General features: G+C 70.7%; 19 protein-coding genes. 8 read left to right on the forward strand and 11 right to left on the reverse strand.

Going from position 1 to position 22281, the window contains the following annotated elements:
- Window position 1 precedes the first annotated feature (1 nt).
- From ASC66_RS05825 to ASC66_RS05835, 3 genes are read right to left on the reverse strand one after another with little or no spacing between them, the layout of a single operon-like run.
- Window positions 2–1042 (reverse strand): TIGR03842 family LLM class F420-dependent oxidoreductase, encoded by a 1041-nt coding sequence (locus ASC66_RS05825; protein ID WP_055835822.1) that lies wholly within the window; start codon window positions 1040–1042, stop codon window positions 2–4.
- 59 nt (window positions 1043–1101) lie between these two features.
- Window positions 1102–2565 carry a dihydropyrimidinase gene (gene hydA / locus ASC66_RS05830; RefSeq protein ID WP_055835829.1) on the reverse strand — a complete coding sequence of 488 codons (1464 nt, stop codon included), beginning with the start codon at window positions 2563–2565 and terminating at the stop codon, window positions 1102–1104.
- Between the two features lie 30 nt (window positions 2566–2595).
- On the reverse strand, window positions 2596–3474 hold the full coding sequence (locus tag ASC66_RS05835) for a nitrilase-related carbon-nitrogen hydrolase (protein ID WP_055835832.1): 879 nt from the start codon (window positions 3472–3474) through the stop codon (window positions 2596–2598).
- A 229-nt stretch (window positions 3475–3703) separates the two neighbouring features.
- Here ASC66_RS05835 and ASC66_RS05840 point away from each other — a divergent pair, with 229 nt between their 5' ends.
- The 5 genes from ASC66_RS05840 (at window position 3704) to cofD (ending at window position 9617) form a co-directional block, all read left to right on the forward strand.
- Entirely contained in the window at window positions 3704–5152 is a 1449-nt protein-coding gene (locus ASC66_RS05840) for an aminotransferase-like domain-containing protein (protein ID WP_235496709.1), read from the forward strand.
- 293 nt (window positions 5153–5445) lie between these two features.
- Window positions 5446–6498, forward strand: coding sequence for a putative F420-0 ABC transporter substrate-binding protein (locus tag ASC66_RS05845; RefSeq protein ID WP_082492039.1), 1053 nt, complete (start codon window positions 5446–5448; stop codon window positions 6496–6498).
- Window positions 6491–7582 (forward strand): putative F420-0 ABC transporter permease subunit, encoded by a 1092-nt coding sequence (locus tag ASC66_RS05850; protein WP_082492040.1) that lies wholly within the window; start codon window positions 6491–6493, stop codon window positions 7580–7582. The genes ASC66_RS05845 and ASC66_RS05850 overlap by 8 nt, the downstream gene beginning before the upstream one ends.
- Window positions 7579–8502 (forward strand): ABC transporter ATP-binding protein, encoded by a 924-nt coding sequence (locus ASC66_RS05855; protein WP_082492041.1) that lies wholly within the window; start codon window positions 7579–7581, stop codon window positions 8500–8502. The genes ASC66_RS05850 and ASC66_RS05855 overlap by 4 nt, the downstream gene beginning before the upstream one ends.
- Window positions 8499–9617, forward strand: coding sequence for a 2-phospho-L-lactate transferase (cofD, locus tag ASC66_RS05860; RefSeq protein WP_055835837.1), 1119 nt, complete (start codon window positions 8499–8501; stop codon window positions 9615–9617). The genes ASC66_RS05855 and cofD overlap by 4 nt, the downstream gene beginning before the upstream one ends.
- A gap of 8 nt (window positions 9618–9625) precedes the next feature.
- On the opposite strand, the gene ASC66_RS05865 is transcribed toward cofD, so the two are convergent.
- The 7 genes from ASC66_RS05865 to ASC66_RS05895 form a co-directional block, all read right to left on the reverse strand.
- Entirely contained in the window at window positions 9626–12286 is a 2661-nt protein-coding gene (locus ASC66_RS05865; RefSeq protein WP_055835840.1) for a helix-turn-helix transcriptional regulator, read from the reverse strand.
- A gap of 93 nt (window positions 12287–12379) precedes the next feature.
- Window positions 12380–13225 (reverse strand): ABC transporter permease, encoded by an 846-nt coding sequence (locus ASC66_RS05870; protein ID WP_200944764.1) that lies wholly within the window; start codon window positions 13223–13225, stop codon window positions 12380–12382.
- Between the two features lie 88 nt (window positions 13226–13313).
- Window positions 13314–14300 (reverse strand): ABC transporter ATP-binding protein, encoded by a 987-nt coding sequence (locus ASC66_RS05875; RefSeq protein ID WP_055835845.1) that lies wholly within the window; start codon window positions 14298–14300, stop codon window positions 13314–13316.
- Window positions 14301–14312: 12 nt separating this feature from the next.
- Window positions 14313–15554, reverse strand: a complete 1242-nt coding sequence (locus ASC66_RS05880) for a LolA family protein (RefSeq protein WP_055835847.1) — start codon at window positions 15552–15554, stop codon at window positions 14313–14315.
- 76 nt (window positions 15555–15630) lie between these two features.
- Window positions 15631–16647 carry a glucose-6-phosphate dehydrogenase (coenzyme-F420) gene (fgd, locus tag ASC66_RS05885; RefSeq protein ID WP_055835850.1) on the reverse strand — a complete coding sequence of 339 codons (1017 nt, stop codon included), beginning with the start codon at window positions 16645–16647 and terminating at the stop codon, window positions 15631–15633.
- A 340-nt stretch (window positions 16648–16987) separates the two neighbouring features.
- Entirely contained in the window at window positions 16988–17869 is an 882-nt protein-coding gene (locus ASC66_RS05890; RefSeq protein WP_055835852.1) for a coenzyme F420-0:L-glutamate ligase, read from the reverse strand.
- A 4-nt stretch (window positions 17870–17873) separates the two neighbouring features.
- The gene (locus tag ASC66_RS05895) at window positions 17874–18875 is read right to left on the reverse strand and encodes a TIGR03557 family F420-dependent LLM class oxidoreductase (RefSeq protein WP_286145578.1); all 1002 of its coding nucleotides are present in this window, start codon (window positions 18873–18875) and stop codon (window positions 17874–17876) included.
- Between the two features lie 72 nt (window positions 18876–18947).
- On the opposite strand from ASC66_RS05895, the gene ASC66_RS05900 reads away from it, so the two are divergent.
- Window positions 18948–19784: an exodeoxyribonuclease III gene (locus ASC66_RS05900; protein WP_055835855.1), complete on the forward strand. Its 837-nt coding sequence runs from the start codon at window positions 18948–18950 to the stop codon at window positions 19782–19784.
- Between the two features lie 125 nt (window positions 19785–19909).
- Here ASC66_RS05900 and ASC66_RS05905 read toward each other — a convergent pair whose 3' ends face one another.
- Window positions 19910–21109, reverse strand: a complete 1200-nt coding sequence (locus ASC66_RS05905; RefSeq protein ID WP_055835857.1) for an MFS transporter — start codon at window positions 21107–21109, stop codon at window positions 19910–19912.
- 59 nt (window positions 21110–21168) lie between these two features.
- On the opposite strand from ASC66_RS05905, the gene ASC66_RS05910 reads away from it, so the two are divergent.
- Both ASC66_RS05910 and ASC66_RS05915 read left to right on the forward strand, forming a co-directional pair.
- A complete protein-coding gene (locus tag ASC66_RS05910; protein WP_055835859.1) occupies window positions 21169–21534 on the forward strand; it encodes a MerR family transcriptional regulator in 366 nt (121 codons plus the stop codon).
- Between the two features lie 181 nt (window positions 21535–21715).
- On the forward strand, window positions 21716–22276 hold the full coding sequence (locus tag ASC66_RS05915; RefSeq protein ID WP_055835862.1) for a GNAT family N-acetyltransferase: 561 nt from the start codon (window positions 21716–21718) through the stop codon (window positions 22274–22276).
- The last annotated feature ends 5 nt before the right edge of the window (window positions 22277–22281 follow it).

Genomic DNA, 22281 nt, shown 5'->3' on the forward strand with positions numbered 1-22281 from the left:
GTCATGCCTTGGCCGTGATGTGCTCGCTGAGCGCCGGGATCACGGTCTCGCCGTAGACCCGCAGCGTCTCCTCCTTGTTGTCGTGCTGGAGGTAGCCGGCGAACTGGTCGACGCCGAGCGCCTTGAGCGCCTCGAGCTTCTCGATGTGCTCCTTGGCCGTTCCCATGATGCAGAAGCGGTCGACGATCTCGTCCGGCACGAAGCTGGCGTGGGTGTTGCCCGCCCGGCCGTGCTCGTTGTAGTCGTAGCTCTCACGACCGGCGATGTAGTCGGTGAGCGCCTCCGGAACGCCCCGTCCTGAGCCTGTCGAAGGGTCACCGTGCATGCCGTACTTGGCGACGATGTCGGCCACGTGGTTGCCGACCATGCCGCCGAACCAGCGGCACTGGTCGCGCATGTGCTCCCAGTCGTCGCCGATGTACATCGGCGCCGCGACGCAGAATTTGATGGACATCGGGTCACGCCCCGCCGCTTCCGCGGCATCCCGCACCGTCTTGATCATCCACGCGGCGATGTCGACGTCGGCGAGCTGCAGAATGAAGCCGTCGCCCACCTCGCCGGCCAGCTTGAGCGCGAGCGGGCCGTACGCGGCGACCCAGACGTCGAGGGTCGATCCCGTGCTCCACGGGAACTGCAGCGTCGCTCCGTTGTATTCGACCGCGCGCGAGTTCGCCAGCTCGCGGATGACGTGGATCGACTCCCGCAGCGTCTTCAGCGTCGTCGGCGCCCCGTTCGTGACGCGCACGGCCGAGTCGCCGCGGCCGATGCCGCAGATGGTGCGATTGCCGTACATCTCGTTGAGCGTCGCGTAGGTCGAGGCGGTGACCGTCCAGTCCCTGGTGGCCGGGTTCGTCACCATCGGGCCGACGATCACCTTGCGCGTCTCGGCCAGGATCTTGCTGTAGATCACATAGGGCTCCTGCCAGAGCAGGTGCGAGTCGAAGGTCCACACGTGGGTGAAGCCGTGGTCCTCGGCGAGCTTGGCCAGCTGCACCGTGCGTGCAGACGGCGGGTTTGTCTGCAGTACCGCTCCAAAATCCATCTGTTTCCCTTTCCAAGTGCGAAGAATGCGATGCGGGCGATGACGTGCGCGGGTGCCGCCTAGATCAGGTACTGGCTGAGGCCGCGCCGGACGAACTGCCCGTCGCCCTTCGCGCCGACGTACTGTCGGTCGGTGACGACGACCTTGCCGCGCGAGAGCACGGTGTCGACGTGGCCGTCGATCTCGTAGCCCTCCCAGGCGGAGTGGTCCATGTTCATGTGGTGGCTGCGCCCGGTCGGGTTGCCGTCCGCGTCGACCGGGTAGCCGATCGAGGTGTGGCCGTTCGGGTCGTAGACGACGATGTCGGCATCCGCCCCCGGCTGGATCACGCCCTTCTTGCCGTAGATGCCGAACATGCGCGCCGGGGTCGTGCTCGTGATCTCGACCCACCGTTCCAGCGAGATCTGGCCGTCGACGACGCCCTGGTAGAGCAGGTCCATGCGGTGCTCGACCGAGCCGATTCCGTTCGGGATCTTCGAGAAGTTGCCGAGGCCCAGATCCTTCTGCCCCTTCATGCAGAACGGGCAGTGGTCGGTGGAGACCATCTGGATGTCGTTCGTGCGCAGGCTCTGCCACATGTGGTGCTGGTGGCCCTCCTCCTTGGAGCGCAGCGGCGTCGAGCACACCCACTTGGCGCCCTCGAAGCTGCCCCACTCCTCGCTCGACGCGCCGAGGTTGTCCTCGAGCGAGAGGTAGAGGTACTGCGGGCAGGTCTCGCCGAAGACGTTCTGGCCGTTGTCGCGGGCCGCGGCGAGCTGCTCGACGGCCTGCTTGGCGCTCACGTGCACGACGTAGAGCGGCGCCCCGGTGAGGTTGGCAAGCATGATCGCCCTGTGCGTCGCCTCCTCCTCCATCTGCCAGGCGCGCGCGACCCCGTGGTAATACGGGTCGCTCTTGCCCTGTGCGAGGAGCTGCTCGACGAGCACGTCGATCGCCGGGCCGTTCTCGGCGTGCATCATCGTCATCATGCCGGTGTCGGCCGCGACCTGCATGGCGCGCAGGATCTGGGCGTCGTCGCTGTAGAAGACGCCCGGGTAGGCCATGAACATCTTGTAGCTGGAGATGCCCTCGTCCGGCAGCCCGCGGAGGGCGGCCAGCGAGTCGGGGTTCACGTCGCCGATGATCTGGTGGAAGGCGTAGTCGATGGCGCACTGGCCGGCCGCCATGCCGTGCCAGGTGGCGAGGCCGTCCTGCACCTTCTGGCCGTGGCTCTGCACGGCGAAGTCGATGATCGTCGTCGTGCCGCCCCAGGCCGCCGCCCTGGTGCCCGTCTCGAAGGTGTCGGATGCCGCCGTTCCACCGAATGGCAGCGACATGTGGGTGTGCGCGTCGATGCCGCCCGGGATCACGTACTTGCCCGTCGCGTCGATCACGTGATCGACGCCGGCGCGGAGATCGGTGCCGAGCAGCACGCTGCCGCGCTGGAGCACGGCGACGATGCGTTCGCCGTCGACGAGCACATCGGCATCCGCCCTGCCCGTGGACGTGACCACGGTTCCGCCGGTGATGAGAGTCGTTGCCATGTCATCCTCCTTGCGTCTGGTCGAGCTCGGTTACGGCTTCGGGATCGAGGTGTAGGACTCCGGGCGGCGGTCGCGGAAGAACTGCCAGTCGTTGCGCACCTGGCGCACGAGGCTCATGTCGAGGTCGCGCACGAGCACCTCCTCCTCGGTCGCCGAGCCGAGCTCGCCGACCCAGTTGCCGCGCGGGTCGAGCACCTGGCTCGAGCCGTAGAAGCTGACGGCGAGATCGCCGTACTCGTTGTCTTCCTTGCCGACGCGGTTGGATGCCACGACGAACATGCCATTGGCGGCGGCGGCAGCGGCCTGTTCGATCTCCCAGAGCCGGTTAGAGAGGCCGGGCTTGGTGGCGTTCGGGTTGAACACGATCTGGGCGCCGTTCAGGGCGAGCTCGCGCCAGCCCTCCGGGAAGTGCCGGTCGTAGCAGATGTAGACGCCGATCGGTCCGACGGCGGTGTCGAAGACGGGGTAGCCCATGTTGCCGGGACGGAAGTAGAACTTCTCCCAGAACTTGTCGAGGTGGGGGATGTGGTGCTTGCGGTACTGACCGAGGATCGTGCCGTCGGCATCGACGACGACGGCGGTGTTGTAGTACACACCCGGCTGGTCCTCCTCGTAGATCGGCAGGATCATCACCATGCCGAGCTCCTTGGCGAGCGCGGCGAAGCGCTGCACGATCGGGCCGTCGGAGGCTTCCGCGTAGTCGTAGTACTTGGCGTCTTCCGTGATGCCGAAGTACGGGCCATAGAAGAGCTCCTGGAAGCAGATGACCTCGGCGCCCTGCTCCTTGGCGGTGCGGGCGAACTGCTCGTGCTTGTCGAGCATCGATTCTTTGTCGCCGGTCCAGGTGGTCTGGGTGAGTGCTGCCCGAACGATGTTGGGGGTGTCGCCGGTCCTCGTGTTTGCCGTCATGTTTGCCTCCACTGCGCCTGATCAAACTGGGTTTGAGCCGCCATGCGTTTCGCACTGCGGGGTGCCGGCGGTGGCAAATCGTGTGAGTCACCAACGCCGAGCGGTTGAGCCGAACCGAGCGCCGTTGCTCGTTCTGTTATTGTTCGGCGTAAACATTTCTCTTTTGTTTCACTGTGTGACACACGCGTTAATCATCATGTTGCTGAAAGCTCCGGGAGGCAAGAGTTTCGTGAATGAGATCTGGAAACTGATCGGCGATTCTTCGCCGCGCGGCATCGCTGCGGCCATCGCCAGGCACATCACGAGCGGCGAACTCGCGCCCGGTGACCGGTTGCCGACGGTGCGTGAACTCGGCGCGACGCTGGGCGTGAGCCCCGCGACGGTCAGCCACGCCTGGCAGGCGCTCAGCCAAGCCGGGCTGATCGAATCACGCGGCCGGGCCGGAAGCTTCGTGCGGCAGCATCCGCGGGCCTGGTTGCCGCCGCGCATGCTCGGATTGGCCGCCGGTGCGGAGCTGGCCCCGGATGCCGCCCACCTCGACCTCTCCCGCGGAACGCCGGACCCCCTGTTGCTGCCGACGCTCGGGCCGGCACTCTCCCGCGTCTCGGTGCACGCGGAGACCGCGAGCTACCACGAGCTGCCGGTGATTCCCGCACTCGGGCGGGTGCTCGACGAGAGCTGGCCGTACCGCGCCGAATCACTGACAGTGGTGGACGGTGCCCTGGACGCCGTCTCGCGCAGCCTCGAAGCCGTGGTGCGCTTCGGCGACACGGTGGTGCTCGAGAATCCCGGATTCCCGGCGTTCTTCGACCTGGTGAGCGCCCTCGGCGCCACGGTGGTTCCGGTGGCGATCGACGAGAACGGCATCGTGCCGAGCGCCCTGGCCGCCGCGATGCTGCAGGGCCCGTCGGCCATTGTGCTCCAGCCGCGGGCGCAGAACCCCACAGGCGCCTCGATGCCCGTTGAGCGCGCCCACGAACTGGCGCGGGTGATCACGGCCTCCCGCAACGGTTCCAGGGTGATGGTGATCGAGGACGACCACTCCGGCGCCATCAGCACGGCGCCGGCGGTGAGCCTCGGCCAGTGGATTCCGGCGCAGGTGCTGCACGTGCGCAGCTTCTCGAAGTCGCACGGGCCCGATCTGCGCATTGCCGCCCTCGGCGGTCCGGCTGAGCTGATCGACCGCATCGTGTCGCGGCGCATGCTCGGCCCGGGATGGACGTCCCGCATGGTGCAGCGAATCCTCGCCGATCTGCTCACCGATGGCACCGCGCTGGACGAGGTGACGGAGGCCAGACGGCAGTATTACTCCAGGCAGAAGGCGCTGAGCGCCGAGCTCGCCCTCCGCGGGGTGCATGCTGCGTCCGGAGCGGAGGGCGCCGCGCTGCCCGACGGCATCAACCTGTGGTTGCCCGTGGCCAACGAGCGCGCTGCCCTCGTGCAGCTGGCGGCGGTCGGCATCCGCGTCGCCCCCGGCTCACCCTTCCTCGCCGGCGGGGCCGTGCACGCAGGCGCGGGCACCGGTACGGCCAGGGGCCTCGGCTCGGTGCCGGGGGTCGGCCCCGGCTTCGTGCGGGTGACGGCGGGCATGGTGCGCGGCAACGCCGCAGCGGTGGCCGAGGCGCTGGCCGCTGCCGCGCTGCCGGGCCCGCCGGCGTTCTACACGCTGGAGGCCTAGCCGGCTGCCCGCAGCCGGTTCGCGGATGCGCGGCGCGACACGCCGCCGAGCAGCCCCGATTCGCCGGTTTCGGGCGCACGCATCCGCTGACCGGCCACGGAAACGCACCGTCATCTGCGGACTCCGAAAGTTTCTGGATCCAAAAGCCAGAAATCTCTGGCGCTCGGACGCGTCGTGGGTCTAGGCTGAACGCGACCCCCCGCCTGCATGGCGGGGTCGAGCCGGCCTGGATTTGGGCTGCAGGTCACCGACTGTGTTCGGATCTCCCTGCCATTACCCTGTCCGGAGGTTCCATGCTCCCCGTCAACCCGTTCATCACTGCGCCGCGCGCCGCGCACCCGATTCGCCGCCGCGTGTCCGCCGTGGCCACCGCCGCCGCGACGCTCGCACTGCTCGCCGGCTGCGCCGCGCCAGCATCCGACACGATCGGGGCAGCACCCGAGGAGGCAGCGAGCGACACCAGCCAGACCGGTTACCCGCTCACGATCGACAACTGCGGAACCGAGGTCACCGTCACGGCGGCTCCGGAGCGCGTCGTCACGATCAAGTCGACCTCGACCGAGATGCTGCTCGCGCTCGGCCTCGGCGACCGCATCGTCGGTTCCGCCTTCGGCGATGGGCCGGCGTCCGAGGCCTGGGCGGCGGAGGCCGCCGCGCTCCCCGTGCTCAGCGACAAGGTGCCGGGCCAGGAGGCGACGCTCGAGCTCGAGCCGGATCTCGTCTACGCCGGCTGGGAGTCCAACCTCAGCGCGGAGGGCGCAGGCGACCGCCCGACCCTCGCAGCCCTCGGCGTGAACAGCTTCGTCTCCCCCGCCGCTTGCAAAGGCGAGGCGTACCGCCCGAACCCACTCGACTTCGATGAGGTCTTCGCCGAGATCACGCAGATCGGCGAGATCTTCGACGTGCAGGATGCCGCGGCAGAGCTCGTCGCCGCGCAGCGCACAGAGCTCGCCGCCGTCGAACCGGCCGGTGCAGGGCGCAGCGCGCTCTGGTACAGCTCCGGCAGCGACACCCCCTACGTGGGCGCCGGCATCGGCGCACCCCAGATGATCCTCGACGCGCTCGAGCTCGAGAACGTCGCCGCCGATGTGCAGGACAGCTGGTCGCCGCTCGGCTGGGAGGCCATCGTGGCCGCCGACCCGGACGTGATCGTGCTCGTCGACGCCGCGTGGAACACCGCGGAGTCGAAGATCGCCCTGTTGGAGTCGAACCCGGCGACCGCGAAGCTCAGCGCGGTGCAGGCAGGCGACTACCTGATCGTGCCCTTCCCCGCCGGAGAGGCCGGAGTCCGCAACGTCGAGGCCGTCACCTCGCTGAACACGCAGCTGGAGTCGCTCGGTGACTAGCGCCGCCCCGGCCCGCTCCCCCATCGCGCCCGCCCCGCTCCCCGAGGAGGGGGGCCGGGCGGGCGGGCGCGGGCGCACGGGGATCGTGGCTGCGGTGCTCGGGCTGGTGCTCGTGGCATCCGTGCTGCTGGCCGTCGCGATCGGCCCGGCAGACCTCAGCCCGAGCGAGGTGCTGGCGAGCGTGCTGACCCACCTCGGCCTCGGTGAGCTGTTCGGGGTCGAGGCCCCGTCCGCGCTCCGCGACGGCATCGTCTGGGAGTTGCGGCTGCCCCGCGTGCTCACCGCCGCGGCCGTCGGTGCGGGGCTCGCGCTCTGCGGAACCGTGATGCAGGCCCTCATGCGCAACCCGCTCGCCGACCCGTACCTGCTCGGCCTGAGCTCGGGCGCCTCCCTCGGAGCCGTCATCGTGATCGTGCTCGGCGCGGCCATCGCCCTGCCGATCGCGGCCTTCGTCGGCGCCCTGCTCGCGCTCGTCGCCACCCTCGGGCTCGCGAGCGCCGCCGGCGGCCTCAGCCCGAGCCGCACGATCCTGGCCGGCATCGCCGTCTCGGCGGTCTTTGCCGCGCTGACCAGCCTCGTGATCTTCTGGAGCGCCACCGGCGACAGCTACCGCGAGATCCTCAACTGGCTGCTCGGTTCACTGGCCGGCGCCCGCTGGCCCGCCGTCGTGATCGCCGGCGTCGCGCTGCTCGTGATCGGCGTTCCCCTGCTGTTCAGCGGAACCGTGCTCGACGCCTTCGCGTTCGGCGACACGGCCGCATCGGCGCTCGGCGTACCGGTCACGCCGGTGCGCTGGACGCTGCTCGGCGCGACCGCACTGCTCACCGGCGCCCTCGTCGCGGTCAGCGGCGCGATCGGCTTCGTCGGGCTGGTGCTGCCGCACGCCGTCCGCCTGCTCATCGGCCCCGGCCACCGCGGCCTGCTGCCACTCTCTGCCCTGGCCGGAGCCATCTTCCTGCTCTGGATGGACACCGGCGCCCGCACCCTCTTCGACCCGCGAGAACTGCCGGTCGGGATCCTCACGGCCATCGTCGGCGGGCCGGTCTTCGCCATGATCATGCTCAAGAATCGGAGCGCGCAATGACCATCACGCGCACAACGGCGCCCGATGCCCTCGGGCTCGTGGATGCCGCAGCGCCCGGCCTGCAGACCGAGCGCTTGCGCATCACCCGCGCCGGACGCCTCGTGATCGACGGCGTCGACTGCACCCTGCCGAGCGGCCGTCTCGGCGCACTCGTCGGCCCGAACGGTGCGGGCAAGAGCACGCTGCTGCACCTGATCGCCGGGGTCCTGACCCAGGACCCCGCACCGCAGCGCCAGGCACCCGGCACCGCGCACGCCGTGGCATCGCCCGGAACCGTACACTTCGACGGCGAGCGACTGGACACGGCGTCCCGCCGTAGCCGGGCCCGCGTCGTGGCCCTGGCCGAGCAGCACGCCGACAGCCAGTCGGAGATCTCGGTGACGGATGCCGTGCTGCTCGGCCGCACGCCCCACCGCAGCCTCTTCGCCGCGCCGGGCGACGACGACCGCGCGTTCGCGCTGCGCTGCCTCGCCGATGTCGGCGCCCTCGAGCTGGCAGGGCGGCTCTACCGCACGCTCTCCGGCGGCGAGCGCCAGCGGGTCAACCTGGCCAGGGCGCTGGCGCAGGAGCCGCGGCTGCTGCTGCTCGACGAGCCGACCAACCACCTCGACATCCGGGCCCAGCTCGACACGCTCACCCTCGTCAGCGGCCTCACCGAGCGCGGACTCACCGCGCTCGCCGCGCTGCACGATCTCAACCTGGCCGCGGCGTTCGCCGACCACGTGATCGTGCTCGCAGCCGGCCGGGTCGTGGCGGCCGGGCCACCGGCCTCCGTGCTCACCGAGGAGCTGATCCGCGCGGTCTACGGCGTGGACGCGACGGCGCTGACGCATCCGCGCACCGGGCGGCTGCTGCTCGCCTTCTCGACGCTGCCGGCCGAAGCCGATTCCATCGGTTCCCAGACGGCGGCCGCGCTGTGAGCGGCGTCGAGCATGGCCGCCCGCCGCACATCGTGGTGTTGGCCGGCGGCGTCGGCGGCTCGCGCTTCACCCGCGGGCTGTTGCACCACCTGCGCACGGAGTGGCCGGCATCCGGCGCCGCGGGCTCGGCCGAGAGCGTTCCGGGCTCTGGCACGACGGCCTCGGTCACCGTCGTGGCCAACACCGGCGACGACCTCTGGCTCGCCGGCTTGCGGGTCTGCCCCGACCTCGACTCGATCATGTACGCCCTCGGCGACGCGGCCGACGAGCAGCGCGGCTGGGGGCGCCGCGACGAGAGCGAGCGGGTGAGCGCAGAGCTCACCGCCTACGGCGTTGGCTGGCCGTGGTTCACGCTGGGCGACCTCGACCTCGGCACGCACATCGCGCGCAGCTCGTGGTTGCGCGACGGCCTGCCGCTCAGTGAGGCCACCAGGCGACTCTGCGCCCGCTGGCGCCCGGGAGTGACCCTGATCCCGGCCACCGACGACGAGGTGCCGACGCTCGTGACGGTCGCCGACGGCGATGCGCCAGACGGCACGCGCCAGCTGCACTTCGAGGAGTGGTGGGTGCGACACCGCGCCGCCCTGCCCGCGCTCGCCTTCACCCAGGACGGCGTCGCCGACGCGCGCCCGGCTCCCGGAGTGCTCGAGGCGATCGCGGATGCCGACCTCGTGCTGTTCGCGCCGTCGAACCCGGTGGTCTCGATCGGCACGATCCTCGGCATCCCCGGCATCGCGGAGGCCGTGCGCCGTACCGCTGCCCCCGTCATCGCGGTCTCCCCGATCATCGGCGGATCTGTGGTGCGCGGAATGGCCGACGCCTGCCTGCACGCGATCGGCGTCGAGACCAGCGCCGTCGCCGTCGCCGAGCACTACGGGGCGCGCGGCAGCGGGCCCAGCGGCGAGGTCCACGGTGCCGGACCCGGCGGCGGACTCATCGACGGGTGGCTCGTCGACCCGGCCGATGCCGCGGCCGCCCCGCGACTTGAGGAGGCAGGCATCCGCCCGCTCGTGCGCCCGCTCTGGTTCCACTCCGTCGAGGAGACGGCCGCTATCGCCGCAGATGCCATCGCCTTGGCCGAATCCGTGACTGCCGGCTCGGTGGCACGGCGCTGAGGCCATGCTCAGTCCTGGCGCTGAATGAGCCCCCGCCGCTCGGCGACGACGAGTGCGGCCTCGCGGTCGCGCACGCCGAGTTTGGCGTAGATCGAGGCGATCTGGCTCTTCACCGTGTTCGGCGAGACCGAGAGCGAGGCTGCGATTGTCGCCGTCGACCCGCCGTCGGCGAGCGCGCCGAGCACAATGCTCTCCCGCCCGGAGAGCTCGGCGATCGACTCCGATTCGGGGTAGAACGGGGTGGCAGCGGCGATGCTGGCCTGCGCGGCATCCGGCAGCACCGAGCCGATCGCCGCAAGCAGCGTGCTGAGCGATGCCGCAGGGATCGTCAGGTATGCCCGCCAGTTCTGCCGACGGGTGGCGAGCGCATGCGCCTGTGCGAAGGTCGCTGCAGCCTCCCGGTGCGAGCCCTCGCGCAGCTGCGCCTCGGCGACGATGAAATACGCCTCCAGTTGGTCGCCGTGCCAGGTGCTCGTCGAGTTCACGGCCCGCAACGCCAGCCGCGCCGCCTTCTTGCTCTGCCCGCCATAGAGCTGGGCTCGCGCGAGCGGCAGCAGCAGCTCTGGCACCTCATCCACCTTCGCGCCGAAGAGCGTGTTGGCTGCTGTCTCGAGCACGTCGACGGCCCGGCCGGCATCCCCGACCGCGATCTGCCCGTCTGCGCGGGTGCGGGCCAGCATGATGGCGCCGCCGCCCGTGCCGGTGCGTCCGATCAGCGTCTGCGCGCGCTCGACCCTGTCGAACTCGGCGAGCATCACGACGGGATCTCCGAAGGTGAGTTCTCGGCGCGCCGCGGCGGCTGCGATGAACGGCCACATCTCGAGCGGCCCTGAGCCGTTGCCCATGGGCGCCGCGGCGAGCTCGGCTCGCGCTCGGTCGAGCCGTTCAGTGGCCAGCAGCGTCTCCGCCACCCGAGCGGGGGCCCTCGTGACGGAATCGTGCCAGCGGAGTGGCCCTCTCGGCTCGCCGACGGCCAGCCACTCCGCCGCCTCACCTTCCGAACCGATGAGCACGTTGCAGAGCGCGAGGTGCGATGTCGCATTGGCGACGACGTGCTCGGCATCGATGCCGGCGCCGACCGCGAGCTCGTAGGCGTCGGTGGCCAGCGCGATCGACTCCGAGAGCTCCTCGACGAGCAGCATGGTCACGGCGCGCTGCAGTTGCCACCAGGCGCGGTTGGAGTCGCTTGGCAGGTCGCCGCGCCCCGCCCGCAACTGCAGCTCGCGTTCGACATTGTTCGCCGTGTCGCGCGCGGCCTCGATCGACCCCGTCACGCGCTGGTGCACGATGACCGCGCTCAGCAGCCCGATCAGCCCGTCGGCGGTCGGCACGGCGGTCAGGGCCGACGCCAGTTTCCTGGCCGTTCCCGTGGCCGAGCGCAGCCAGATGCCCGGCCCGTCTCCGGCCGAGGCCCCGATGCTCGCGAGCACCACCTGGGCCAGCCGCAACCCCGGGTGCAGCTGCACGGCCTCCTCTGGCAGCCCGGAATAGGCGGCGACGGATGCCGCAAAATTGCGGTTGAGCAGGCCGAGACCGTGCCGGGGCCAGAGCGTGGCCATCAGGTCCCAGTCCTCACCGGCCCTGGCGTGTGTCAGCGCGATCCAGATCTCGTCCCGTCCGCCGTGGCTGACGAGGCCATCGGCGAAGAGCCGATTCCAGCGGCGGTACTCCGCGGCGTGAGTGCTGCGGGTGTCGTTCTCGACCACGGTGCGAACGCCGGAGACCAGCCGGAGGCGGCCGCGGCCGTCGTCGCTGCGCGTCTGCTCGGTTCTGGTCTGCTCGGTTCGGTTCTGCTCGGTTCTGTTCTGCTCGAAGAGTCCGAGCCCGCCCAGCGCCCGCACGAGAGCGTCGTCGATGCCGGCGCCGTCGTGCGTCGCCATGAGCTCCCGGTGGCGGGGCACGATCACGGGGGCCAGCGACATCCGGCGCAGCACCGATTGCGCGCGCGCATCGGCAATCGCCGCATCGACCGCGGCGCGGATCCAGTTCTCCACCGGGGGAACCGCGATCAGCTCGGCCGGGCCCATGCGCTCGCCCGCCGCCGGCTCCGGGGACGAGGGGTGCGCCAGCTCCGAGGCCAGCAGACGCGCCAACCCCGGCCAGCCGTCGGACACCTCGTGGATGGCAGGGGCCCACTCCGCGGACACCACGCCGCCCGTCCAGTCTGCGAGCGCGGCGGGCATCTGCTCCAGCGAGAGCTTGAGATGGGCGGCGCCGATCTCCCGCAGGGTGAGCCCGTCGGGAGCGGCGATCTCGCTCGCGCCGCCCAGAGTGCCGAAGCAGACGACCCCCTTGCGCGTCTGGTCGGCCAGCAGCTCGGCGTAGAGCTCGGCCAGCTGCCTTCCGGAGAGCGCATCGGCGTCGTCGATCACGACGATCCGGCGCTGCTCGTCGCGGAAGACCTCGCGGAAGGGTGCGCCCAGATCACGAGCGCTCAGGAGCACGACATCGTCGCCGATACGCCGGCGTCGCTCCTCGACCCAGGAGCGCACCAGCCGGGTCTTGCCCATGCCGGGCAGAGCGCGAATGACGACCAGGGATTCCGGGCCGTCGAGCAGGCCCCAGGCGGCGTGGCGGGTGGCGCTCGCCAAGACCGACCCGCGCTCGGAGCTGCCAGTGCCTGCGCCATCGGGGCGCTCGATGGTTGATGTCGCCTCCGGCACGCCCACGTTCCTCCCCCTTGCGGCCGAGTCCGTCGTCACGCTCACTGAGATCGGCCCGGCCAATGCTCTCGACAGACTATCGTGCGGTCCGGCTGGCGCTCAGGAGAGGATGTCCTTGCTGAGGAATCGGGCACAGGCCAGCGCGCCGAACACCACGATGTAGCCGGCCTGCAGCAGCGCGTTGTCGGCGAAGGAGTCCCAGGAGATGGGCGCCCGGAGCAGATCGGCGAAGCCGAACCAGTGGTTCGTGAAGAGCCACGGATGCAGCCACTCGAGTTGCGGCAGCGCACCGACGATCTGCGCGGTCACGGCGAGGATTGCCGTCGCCGCCATCGCGCCGACCGGCACGGTCGTGAGCGTCGAGAAGAACAGCCCGATCGCCGAGAGGCCGAGCATCGACACGGCAACGTAGGCGGCGATGCCGAGCAGCCGGAGCAGCCCCTCCCCGACCCCGACCGTCACTCCGGACAGCAGGGTGACCGGCCCGATCGGGAACAACGCCCAGCCGACGAGCGTGCCGACGACGACCACCGTGATGGCAGCGGCGAGGCAGAACACGGCGGCGCTCAGGTACTTCACCAGCAGCAACCGCACCCTCCCGGCCGGTGCGATGAGGAGGTAGCGGAGCGTTCCGTGGCTCGCCTCCCCCGCGATCGTGTCGCCCGCGACGACGGCGATCGTGAGCGGCAGGAACAGCGGGGTCGCGACGGTGATCGCCGTGACGCCGACGAAGAGGCCGTTGTTCGTGATCTGGTCGAGGAACGCGGGCCCGCGGCCGCTGCCTCCATCGCCGGCGAGGCGGATCGCGACGCCGATCAGGATCGGGATCAGCGCGAGCGCCGCCGCGAGCGCCGCGGTGCGACGCCGGCGAAACAGCGTGGCAAGCTCCGAGCCGACGAGCGCAGCGGATGCCGCGACACCGCCCGATCCGGAACCACCGGCCAGGCCAGACGCCGACGCGCCGACGGCGATATCGGGGTGCCGGGGCGCACTTGGCTGAGCCTCACTGGAGCGGGCGTCACTGGACCGGGCTTCACTGGACAACGTCGAACCCCTCCCCGGTGAGGTCCACGAAGCGCTGCTCCAGGCTCGCGTGTGCCGCCTCGAAGCCGCGCACGCGCACACCGGCGGCGACGAGTGCGGCGACGACGGTCTCCGGTGGGCGCCCGTCGAGGCGGGCGATCACGAGCGCGTTGCCGTCGACGGCGCCGGCCGCCCCGCCGGGCGCGGGCGCCGCGGCATCCGGCCCGACCGCCTGCTCCAGCTCGAGCCCGAGTCCCGCCAGCACCGCCCGTGCCGCCGCAGGGTCCGGCGTCTGCACCCGCACAGTCGCCTCTCCGGCGCTGCGGAAGTCGTCGAGGGTGCCCTGCGCCACGAGCCGCCCGGCCCGCATCACGGCGAGATGCGAGCAGATCTGCTCCACCTCGGCCAGGAGATGGCTCGAGACGAAGACGGTCGTGCCGTCATCGGCGAGAGAGCGGATCAGGCCGCGCACCTCACGCGTGCCCTGCGGGTCGAGACCATTCGTCGGCTCGTCGAGCACGAGGAGTTCCCGCGGCATGAGGAGGGCGTTCGCGAGCCCAAGCCGTTGCTTCATGCCGAGCGAGTAGGCGTGCACCTTCTTGCCGGCGGCGTGTGAGAGTCCAACCCTGTCGAGGGCTGCGGCGACCCTGGCCGACCTGCTCCGCCCCGGCGCACCGCGATCGGCCGCGTCGAAGCGGCGCAGATTCGCCTCACCGGAGAGGTACGGCGAGAACGCCGGCCCCTCGACGAGCGCGCCGACCCGCGGCAGCACCCGGCCGACTCCACCGGGCATCTCGGTGCCGAGCACCCGCGCCGAACCGGAGCTGGCCGCGACGAGCCCGAGGAGCATGCGGATCGTGGTGGTCTTGCCGGAGCCGTTCGGGCCGAGGAAGCCGAAGACGGCACCGCTCGGCACGGCGAGGTCGATGCCGTCGACGGCGAGCTGCGAGCGGAAACGCTTGGACAGGCCCTGCGTCTCGATCGCGAAGTCGGCCACTCGCGGCGCCCGTCAGCGCTCACTCGCGGCGTCCGCGGTCGCGAGCAGCCGCTCCGGACTCACCGAACCGGCGAACACGCGGCCGTCATCGGTGATGAGAACCGTCACGAGCGAGGTCGCCAGAATCCGTCCGCCGTCCACGCGCTCCGCGATCGTGTCGAGCATCGCGATCCCCTCCGCGCCCAGACCCGCCGCAGCGCCGTCCGAGCCCGCCGGAAGTTCGATCACCGTGCTCCACCCATCACCGTGCACGATCGGACGCGGCTGGCCGCTGTCTGTGCCGTCGGCGCCCGCCTCGTGGTCCGCCTTCAGCTGCCGCAGCTCGGCGGCGGTCGGCACGGGAACGGCGTGCTCGGTCACCGCGGTCCCCTGCGGCGGGGTGAAGGCGAACACCGTGGCGTCCGGCGCCGTGAAGGAGACCTCCGTGAACGCGACGCTGAACGCCGGTGAATCCTCGCCGCTCGCGGTGACGGATGCCGCGAGCGCCGCACCCGTCACGGCATCGATCGCGACCCGCACCTCGCCGACGAGCGTCTCGCTGTCGCGCGGGGTGAGCACGAGTTCGTAGGCTCCGCGGCCGGCGACACGGGCGTCGGTGCCGACGGTGACTTCCGTCGTCTCGTCCACCGCCGCCAGCGCCTGCTCGAGCGTGTACTCGGGGGTCGGCAGCGGTGCGGTGTCAGCCTGCGGATCGGCGGCGTGCTCGGCCCGCAGCTCGTCCTTCAGCGCGGCGAGCGCTGCGGTGTCGACGGTGACGTGGGTGGCGGCCTTCTCGGCCGAGTCGTAGATCCAGACGCCGTCCGGCGACACGTAGACGTTGCGCTCCGCAAGCCGGTCGAGCACCTGCATCCGCGCGTTCGGGCCGTCGAGGTAGACCTTGGCCGTGTGCGTGCCGGTGGCGAGCGAGAGCAGGTCGTCAAGATCGCTGGCGGATGCCGTGGCACCATCCGGGGAACCGTCGTCGCCCGTGCCGCCTGCCGCGCCACCCATCGCACCGCCGAGCGCTGCCAGATCGGGCAGGCCCAGCTCCGAGCGCTGCTCGATCGTGCCGGAGAGGGCGTCAACCTCGCTCGACGCGGCGAGCTCGATGAGCTCGGCCGGCGTCAGATCGGGGAGGTCGACCGCGGCGTTGGCCGCCATCGGCACGAGCACGACACCGACACCGATCACGATCGGCGCGGCGATGGCCGGTATGACTGTTGCGGGAATCCAGCGGCGTGTTGCCCCGGACGCCCGAGTGCTCTGGGCGCGCATGTGTTCAGGCTACGCCCGTCCCCCCTGAGCGCAAGCGATCAGTGGAGAACACTCAGGATCGGCCGGGGCCGCGTCGTCAGAGCGCGCGCAGCCGCGGTGCCAGGTCGCGCTCGAACAGCTCCATGAAGCGCTCCTGATCGTGACCGGGGGCGTGGAAGACGAGGTGGTTGAAGCCGGCATCCGTGTACTTCTTGATCTCGGCGACGGTCGCGTCCGGGTCGGTGCCGACGATCCAGCGCTTGGCGATCTGCTCGATCGGCAGCGCGTCAGCGGCCTTCTCCATCTCGATCGGGTCGGTGATGTCGTGCTTCTGCTCCGGGCTCAGCGAGAGCGGCGACCAGAAGCGGCAGTTGTCGAGGGCGGTCTGCTCGTCCTCCTCGTAGCTGAGCTTGATCTCGATCATCTTGTCGATGGCGTCGTAGTCCTTCCCTGCCGCCTCTGCGCCCTCGCGGAGAGCCGGCAGCAGCTTCTCGGTGTAGAGCTCCATGCCCTTGCCGGAGGTGCAGATGAAGCCGTCACCGGCACGGCCGACGTACTTGGCCACAACGGGGCCGCCGGCGGCGATGTAGACGGGAACGCCACCGTCGGGGCGGTCGTAGATGGAGGCGTCGTGGGTGGAGTAGTACTCGCCCTCGAAGCTGACGCGGTCACCCGCCCAGAGCTCACGCATGAGGCTGATCGACTCGCGCAGGCGGGCGAAACGCTCGCGGAATTCTGGCCAGTCCTGCTCGCCCGCACCGCGGAAGCCGGTCGCGATCTCGTTGAGCGCCTCGCCGCTGCCGACGCCCAGCATGACGCGCCCCGGGTAGAGGCAGCCGAGCGTGGCGAAGGCCTGAGCGATGACGGCGGGGTTGTAACGGAACGTCGGGGTCATCACGCTGGTGCCGATGCGGATGGTCGACGTTCGCTCACCGACGGCAGCCATCCACGCCAGCGAGAACGGTGCGTGGCCGCCCTCGTGCCGCCAGGGCTGGAAGTGATCACTCGCCGCAACCGATTCGAAGCCGTGCTTCTCGGCCGAGACCGCGATCTCCACGAGTTCGCGGGGCGAGAACTGTTCGGCCGAGGCCTTGTATCCGAGCGTGAGAGTCATAGTTCCGATGCTCTCACGGCGCAGACCCCGGGCAACAGTGGGCGCGTGACCCACCAAACGGGGGGTATTCGCTCTGAGCCTCGCGGCGTGTCGCGCGAGCAGGCGCCGCGCCCGCGAACCCCACTGGGAGAATGCCCCTCGTTCGGGGGGGTGCACCGGTGGATCGGCGGCATGCGATCCGCGCACGACTGCAGCCGGTGCGCGGATGCGAGGCCCGAAACAGGCCATTCGGGCGGCAGCCAGCGGCGTGTCGCGGCGCGCATCCGCCGACCGGCTACGGCGCCGCGCTAAGGCGGCGCGCTTAGGTGGCGCGCTTAGGTGGCGCGCTCAGGTGGCGCGCTCAGGCGTCTTCGGCGTCGGCCTCGGCGAAGCCGTCGGCGTAACCGTCGCTGTAGCCGAGCCCTCGGCCCTCGACCAGACCGGCCTCGTAGCCCGCCGCGACGCCCTCTGCGCGGGCCTCCTCGCTGCCGAGTCGGAACATGTCCCGCTCGGAGGGCCGCACGATCGAGGCGGCTCCCGGCAGATCGAGCTCGCCGACGAAACGGCCGAGACCGCGCACGACGGCGACCGGGCACCCGCTCGCCTTGCCCTTGACGAGGTCGGTGGCGGCCGCGATCTCGTCGGCCACACACGGCATCGTCACCTGCAGCGGCTTGCCTGCGGCATCCGTCGAACCGCGGAGGTCGTCAAACACGTGCACCCCTGCGGCCCCGATGGCGACATCGGTCTGGCCGTCGCGCCACGGTCTGCCCAGGGTGTCACTGAGGATCACGCCGACGCGCACACCGGTCAACGCGCGGAGGCCGACCGCGAGCTCGCGGGCCGAGGCGTCGGGGTCGAGCGGCAGCAGCAGCACGGTGCCGTCGGCGGTGTTGCTCGCGTCGACCCCGGCGGCCGCGGCGACGATTCCGAGACGATTCTCGACGATGCGCGTGACGCCGCCCGGGTGCGCCCGCGTGGCCACGACGCGCACCGTCTCGGCCGTGATGGCATCCTCGCGGTCGGCGGCTGCGACGATGCGACTCTCGGCTTTGGAGACGATCTTCGAGGTGACCACGAGGATGTCGCCGTCCACCAGCCCCGACTCGGGCTCGCCCGGCTCTGCGGCCGCTCGCGCGGCATCCGCGATCATGGCGACGAGGTCGTCGCCCGGCCGCACCTCCGGCATGCCGGGAAGCGGCCACGTCGTGAGGCGACTCGGGATGAAACGATTCTGTGCCATTGCGTCACCTCCGCAGTTTCGGCAGTACGTCGCGGCCGAAGACTTCGATCCACTCGCGCTGGTTGCGGCCGACGTTGTGCAGGTGCACGGTGTCGAAGCCGAGGTCGAGAAAGCTCTGGATGTGCGCGCGGTGCGCGTCTGGGTCGCTCGAGATGAGCATGCGTCCCTCGAAATCCGCCGGGCGCACCATGCGCGCGATCTGGTCGAACTCGAATGGCGAACGGATGTCGCTCCCGGCGAAGCGCATGCCGCCGTTCGGCCACTCGCGGAGCGCGTTCGCCGTCGCCTCCTCATCGCTCGGAGCCCAGGACAGGTGCAGCTGCAGCACCTTCGGCAGCGTGTCGGCGTTCCGCCCGGATTCGCGCGCGCCCCCGGCGAACCGGGACAGCAGATGCTCGAGCTTCTCGCGCGGAGCCCCGGATGTGATGAGGCCGTCGACCGTCTTGCCCGCCCGCTTGGCCGTGATCGGCCCGGCGGTCGCGACGTAGATCGGCGGGGCCACCTCCGGCATCGTCCAGAGCCTCGTCGACTCCAGCCGGAAGTACTGCCCGGTGTGCTTCACGTCGCGCCCGGCCGCTGACGCGGAGAAGAGTTTCTTGATCACGTCGACCGCCTCGAACATGCGGTTGATGCGGTCGGGGGCCTCCGGCCAGTAGCCGCCGACGACGTGCTCATTGAGCGCGTCACCGGAGCCGATGCCGAGCCAGTGCCTGCCGGGGTTCAGCGCGGCGAGGGTCGCGGATGCCTGGGCGACCGTCGCCGGATGCATCCGGTACCCCGGCGTCGTCACCCCGGTGCCGAGCGCGCCCCGGGTGCGCTCCCCCATCGCGCCGAGCACGCTCCACACGAAGGAGGACTCGCCCTGCGCCGGAACCCACGGCTGGAAGTGGTCGCTGGCCATGACGCCGGAGAATCCGTGCGCCTCGGCGTGCGCGGCGAGCGCGACGGCTTCCGCCGGGGCGAAGCGCTCCAGCATGGCGGCGTAGCCGATCTGCAATCCCGTCACAGCCCCATCTTGCCAGCCCGGGGCACCCGTTCGGATGTGTCCGTGCACCGTTCGGCCAAATAGGCTGGTTCCATGCGCATTGCCACCTGGAACGTCAACTCGATCCGCACCCGCGTCGGCCGCGTCGCCGACTGGCTCGTACGCGAGGACATCGATGTGCTCGCCATGCAGGAGATCAAGTGCAAGCCGGAGCAATTCCCGGCAGAGGCCTTCGAGGAGGCCGGCTATGAGCTGGCCGTGCACGGGCTGAACCAGTGGAACGGCGTGGCGTTCGCCAGCCGGCATCCGATGACCGATGTCAGCACGAGCTTCGCAGGCATGCCCGGCTTCCTGAAGGGGCTCGAGGGGCCCGACCAACCGCAGGAGGCGCGCGCCATCGGCGTGACCGTCAACGATCTGCGACTGTGGAGCCTGTACGTGCCGAATGGCCGCGCGCTCGGCGACCCGCACTACACGTACAAGCTCGACTGGTACGCGGCCCTCACCGAGCACACGCGCGCCGAGCTGGCGGCGAACCCCGATCTCGCCCTCGCGCTGATGGGCGACTTCAACGTGGCGCCGCTCGAGAGCGACATGGGTGACCCGAGCTTCGTGCCCGGCGTCTCGACGCACATCTCGCCCGCCGAGCGGGCCGCCTTCGCGACGCTCGAGGCCGCCGGCGTCAGCGACGTCGTGCGCCCGCTTGTGCCGGAGGGCTACACCTTCTGGGACTACAAGGCGCTGCGCTTCCCCCGCAACGAGGGCATGCGCATCGACTTCATCCTCGGCTCGCCCGCCTTCGCCGACGCGGTGACGGATGCCGCCATCCACCGCGAGGAGCGCAAGGGCGACGGCCCGAGCGACCACGTGCCCGTCGTCGTCGACGTCGAGCTCGACGGTGACGACGACGATCGGCCGATGTTCTACTAGGCCCGGCCGCGCCCTCCCGCGCTTTTCCCCCGGCATCCGCGGCAGAAACCACCGGTTCGCGCCGGTACCGCCTGCCGCGCAGGCGCAGTTTCTGCCGCGCCCGGGCCGGGTGGTCCGCGCCTGGCTCAGCTCAGCCGGGCGAACGCGGCGCGTGAGCTCGCGACGAGCGCCACCGAGAGCGCCAGCAGCGCGATCGTCAGCCACGGCAGCAGCCAGACGCCGGCGGCATCCAGCGCCACCCCGCCCACGAAGGCGCCGATCGCGATCGAGCCGTTCCACGTGGCGACCACCATCGACTGGGCCACGTCCGCCGACGATCCCGCGATGCGCGCAGGCGCGGACTGGAACAGGGTCGGCGCCCCGCCGTATGCGAAGCCCCACAGCCCGATCGCGAGGAAGACGACGACGGGGTCACCGCCCCACAGGGCGATGGCCAGCATGGCGACGCCGAGCAGGATCGCGGCGATCACGACCATGCCGCGCAGCTGCCGGTCGACCAGAGCACCGGCCGTCAGCACGCCACCGACCGCGAGCACCCCGAACACGAGCAGCGCGATATCGAGGTGCTCCGACAGCCCGGAATCCCGGGTGAGTGGGGCGATATAGGTGTACGCGACATTGTGCGCGAGCACGAACGCCCCGGTCGTCGCGAGCACGACGGCGAGCCCCGGCATCCGCAGCACGGCGAGCAGCGACGGTCGCTCGCCGGCTCGCTCGCCCGGGAACGACGGCAGGGCGAGTGCCGCCCAGAGCGCCAGACCGAGGCTGAGCACGGCCATTGCGCCGAACGCCTCGCGCCAGCCCAGAGCCGAGCCGAGCGCCGTGGCGATCGGCAGGCCGAAGGCGAAGGCGAGCGGGGTGCCGACCATGGCGACGGAGAGCGCCCGGCCGGCGCGTTCGGGCGCGACCATGCGCATGGCGTAGCCGGCCGCCATGGCCCAGAGCAGCCCGGCGAGCATTCCGCCGATGACGCGGGCCACGAGGATGACGGCGTAGCTCGGTGCGAGGGCCGTCACGGCGTTGACGAGCGCGAAACCGAGAACCAGCGAGACGAGCAGCGTGCGGCGCGGGAGCGCCCGGGTGAGTGCGGTGAGCGGGATGGCGGTGATCGCGGTCGCGACCGCGTACACGGCGACGAGGGCGCCGACCTGGGAATCGGAGATGCCGAGGTCGGCGCTCATCTGCGGCAAGAGGCCGGCCGGGAGGATTTCGGTGACGACGCCGGTGAACACGACGGCGGCGAGCGCGAGCAGGCCGCCGAGGGGGAGCCGCGCGGTTGGAAGTGGGGTCGAACCCGTTGCCGGAACGGCGAGTGTGGATGACATGACCCCAGTGTGGAACCTTGCCATTAGTGTTAAGGTCAAATCCAGTCGAAAGGCCGCCCATGCGCATCGGGGAACTCTCCTCCAGAACCGCGACGCCCGCGCGGCTTCTGCGCTACTACGAGGAACAGGAGCTGCTGAGCCCGGAGCGGGCGCACAACGGCTATCGCGACTATCCCGAGGCTGCTGTTGACAGGGTCGAGCAGATCCGCGGACTCATCGAGGCCGGCATCCCCACCCGGATCATCAAGCAGCTGTTGCCCTGCCTGAACACGGGCAGCCCGTCGATCCGCATCACGACCCTCGACCCCGAGATCGTCGCCTCACTCACCGAACAGCGGGAACAACTCGAGCGTCGCATCTCCTGCCTGAGCCGCAACAAGGACGCGATCACGCGCTACCTGGCCGACTCGGCCGAGCACGCCTGAGCTGCTCCACCCGTTGACCACGGGTCAACCACGGGTCAACCACGGTCGACCCGTCGGCCGGCGAGCGGGCCGTGCCGTCGGCCGGAGTTTCGGCGGACACGCCGTCTCGTCCGACGCTCCGACCGGGGTGTCTCCCGAATCTCCGGTGCAGCGCACGTGTCGAAGCTGCAACGATGGAGCGATGACCACATCGCCATTCACGCTGCACCTCATCGTCGAGTCCGACTGGCAGAAGGTGCGGGCGCTCCGTCTCGAGATGATCGCCGACACCCCGCACGCCTACCTTGAGACCCTCGAAACGGCCGAGGCCAACGACGAGGCCGAGTGGCGCATGCGTGCGGCGCGCAACAGCAACCCCGGTTCGTTCGGAGTCGTCGCCGTGCTGACCGACGGCGAGCAGGCCGGGCGCTGGGTGGGCACGATGGCCGCCTATCTGCCCGAGGGCGCGGCCGGCGCGCATCTCGTCGGCGTCTACGTGGCCCCCGACTGGCGCGGAGCGGCATCCGGGGTAAGCGATGCACTGCTCGGCGCCGTGGAGGAATGGGCGGCCACGCACGGCGACGTGCTCACGCTTGAGGTGCACCAGGACAGCATCGCGGCCCGCCGCTTCTACAAGCGGCACGGCTTCGAGGAGACCGGGAAGGTGATCCCGTACCCGCTGAACACCGCGCAGCTCGAGTTCGAGATGGCGAAGCCACTGCGGAGTGCGCGCCCGGCCGGTGCGCGCCTGCTCGGCCGGTAGCTGTC

It is taken from the genome of Leifsonia sp. Root4, assembly GCF_001425085.1.
Lineage (GTDB): Bacteria > Actinomycetota > Actinomycetes > Actinomycetales > Microbacteriaceae > Microterricola.

Bases quoted from the DNA above. Each gene is read 5' to 3' on its own strand.
- ASC66_RS05825 (WP_055835822.1), bottom strand. From the start codon at position 1,042: ATGGATTTTGGAGCGGTACTGCAGACAAACCCGCCGTCTGCACGCACG.
- hydA (WP_055835829.1), bottom strand. From the start codon at position 2,565: ATGGCAACGACTCTCATCACCGGCGGAACCGTGGTCACGTCCACGGGC.
- ASC66_RS05835 (WP_055835832.1), bottom strand. From the start codon at position 3,474: ATGACGGCAAACACGAGGACCGGCGACACCCCCAACATCGTTCGGGCA.
- ASC66_RS05845 (WP_082492039.1), top strand. From the start codon at position 5,446: ATGCTCCCCGTCAACCCGTTCATCACTGCGCCGCGCGCCGCGCACCCG.
- ASC66_RS05855 (WP_082492041.1), top strand. From the start codon at position 7,579: ATGACCATCACGCGCACAACGGCGCCCGATGCCCTCGGGCTCGTGGAT.
- ASC66_RS05880 (WP_055835847.1), bottom strand. From the start codon at position 15,554: ATGCGCGCCCAGAGCACTCGGGCGTCCGGGGCAACACGCCGCTGGATT.
- fgd (WP_055835850.1), bottom strand. From the start codon at position 16,647: ATGACTCTCACGCTCGGATACAAGGCCTCGGCCGAACAGTTCTCGCCC.
- ASC66_RS05890 (WP_055835852.1), bottom strand. From the start codon at position 17,869: ATGGCACAGAATCGTTTCATCCCGAGTCGCCTCACGACGTGGCCGCTT.
- ASC66_RS05900 (WP_055835855.1), top strand. From the start codon at position 18,948: ATGCGCATTGCCACCTGGAACGTCAACTCGATCCGCACCCGCGTCGGC.
- ASC66_RS05905 (WP_055835857.1), bottom strand. From the start codon at position 21,109: ATGTCATCCACACTCGCCGTTCCGGCAACGGGTTCGACCCCACTTCCA.
- ASC66_RS05910 (WP_055835859.1), top strand. From the start codon at position 21,169: ATGCGCATCGGGGAACTCTCCTCCAGAACCGCGACGCCCGCGCGGCTT.
- ASC66_RS05915 (WP_055835862.1), top strand. From the start codon at position 21,716: ATGACCACATCGCCATTCACGCTGCACCTCATCGTCGAGTCCGACTGG.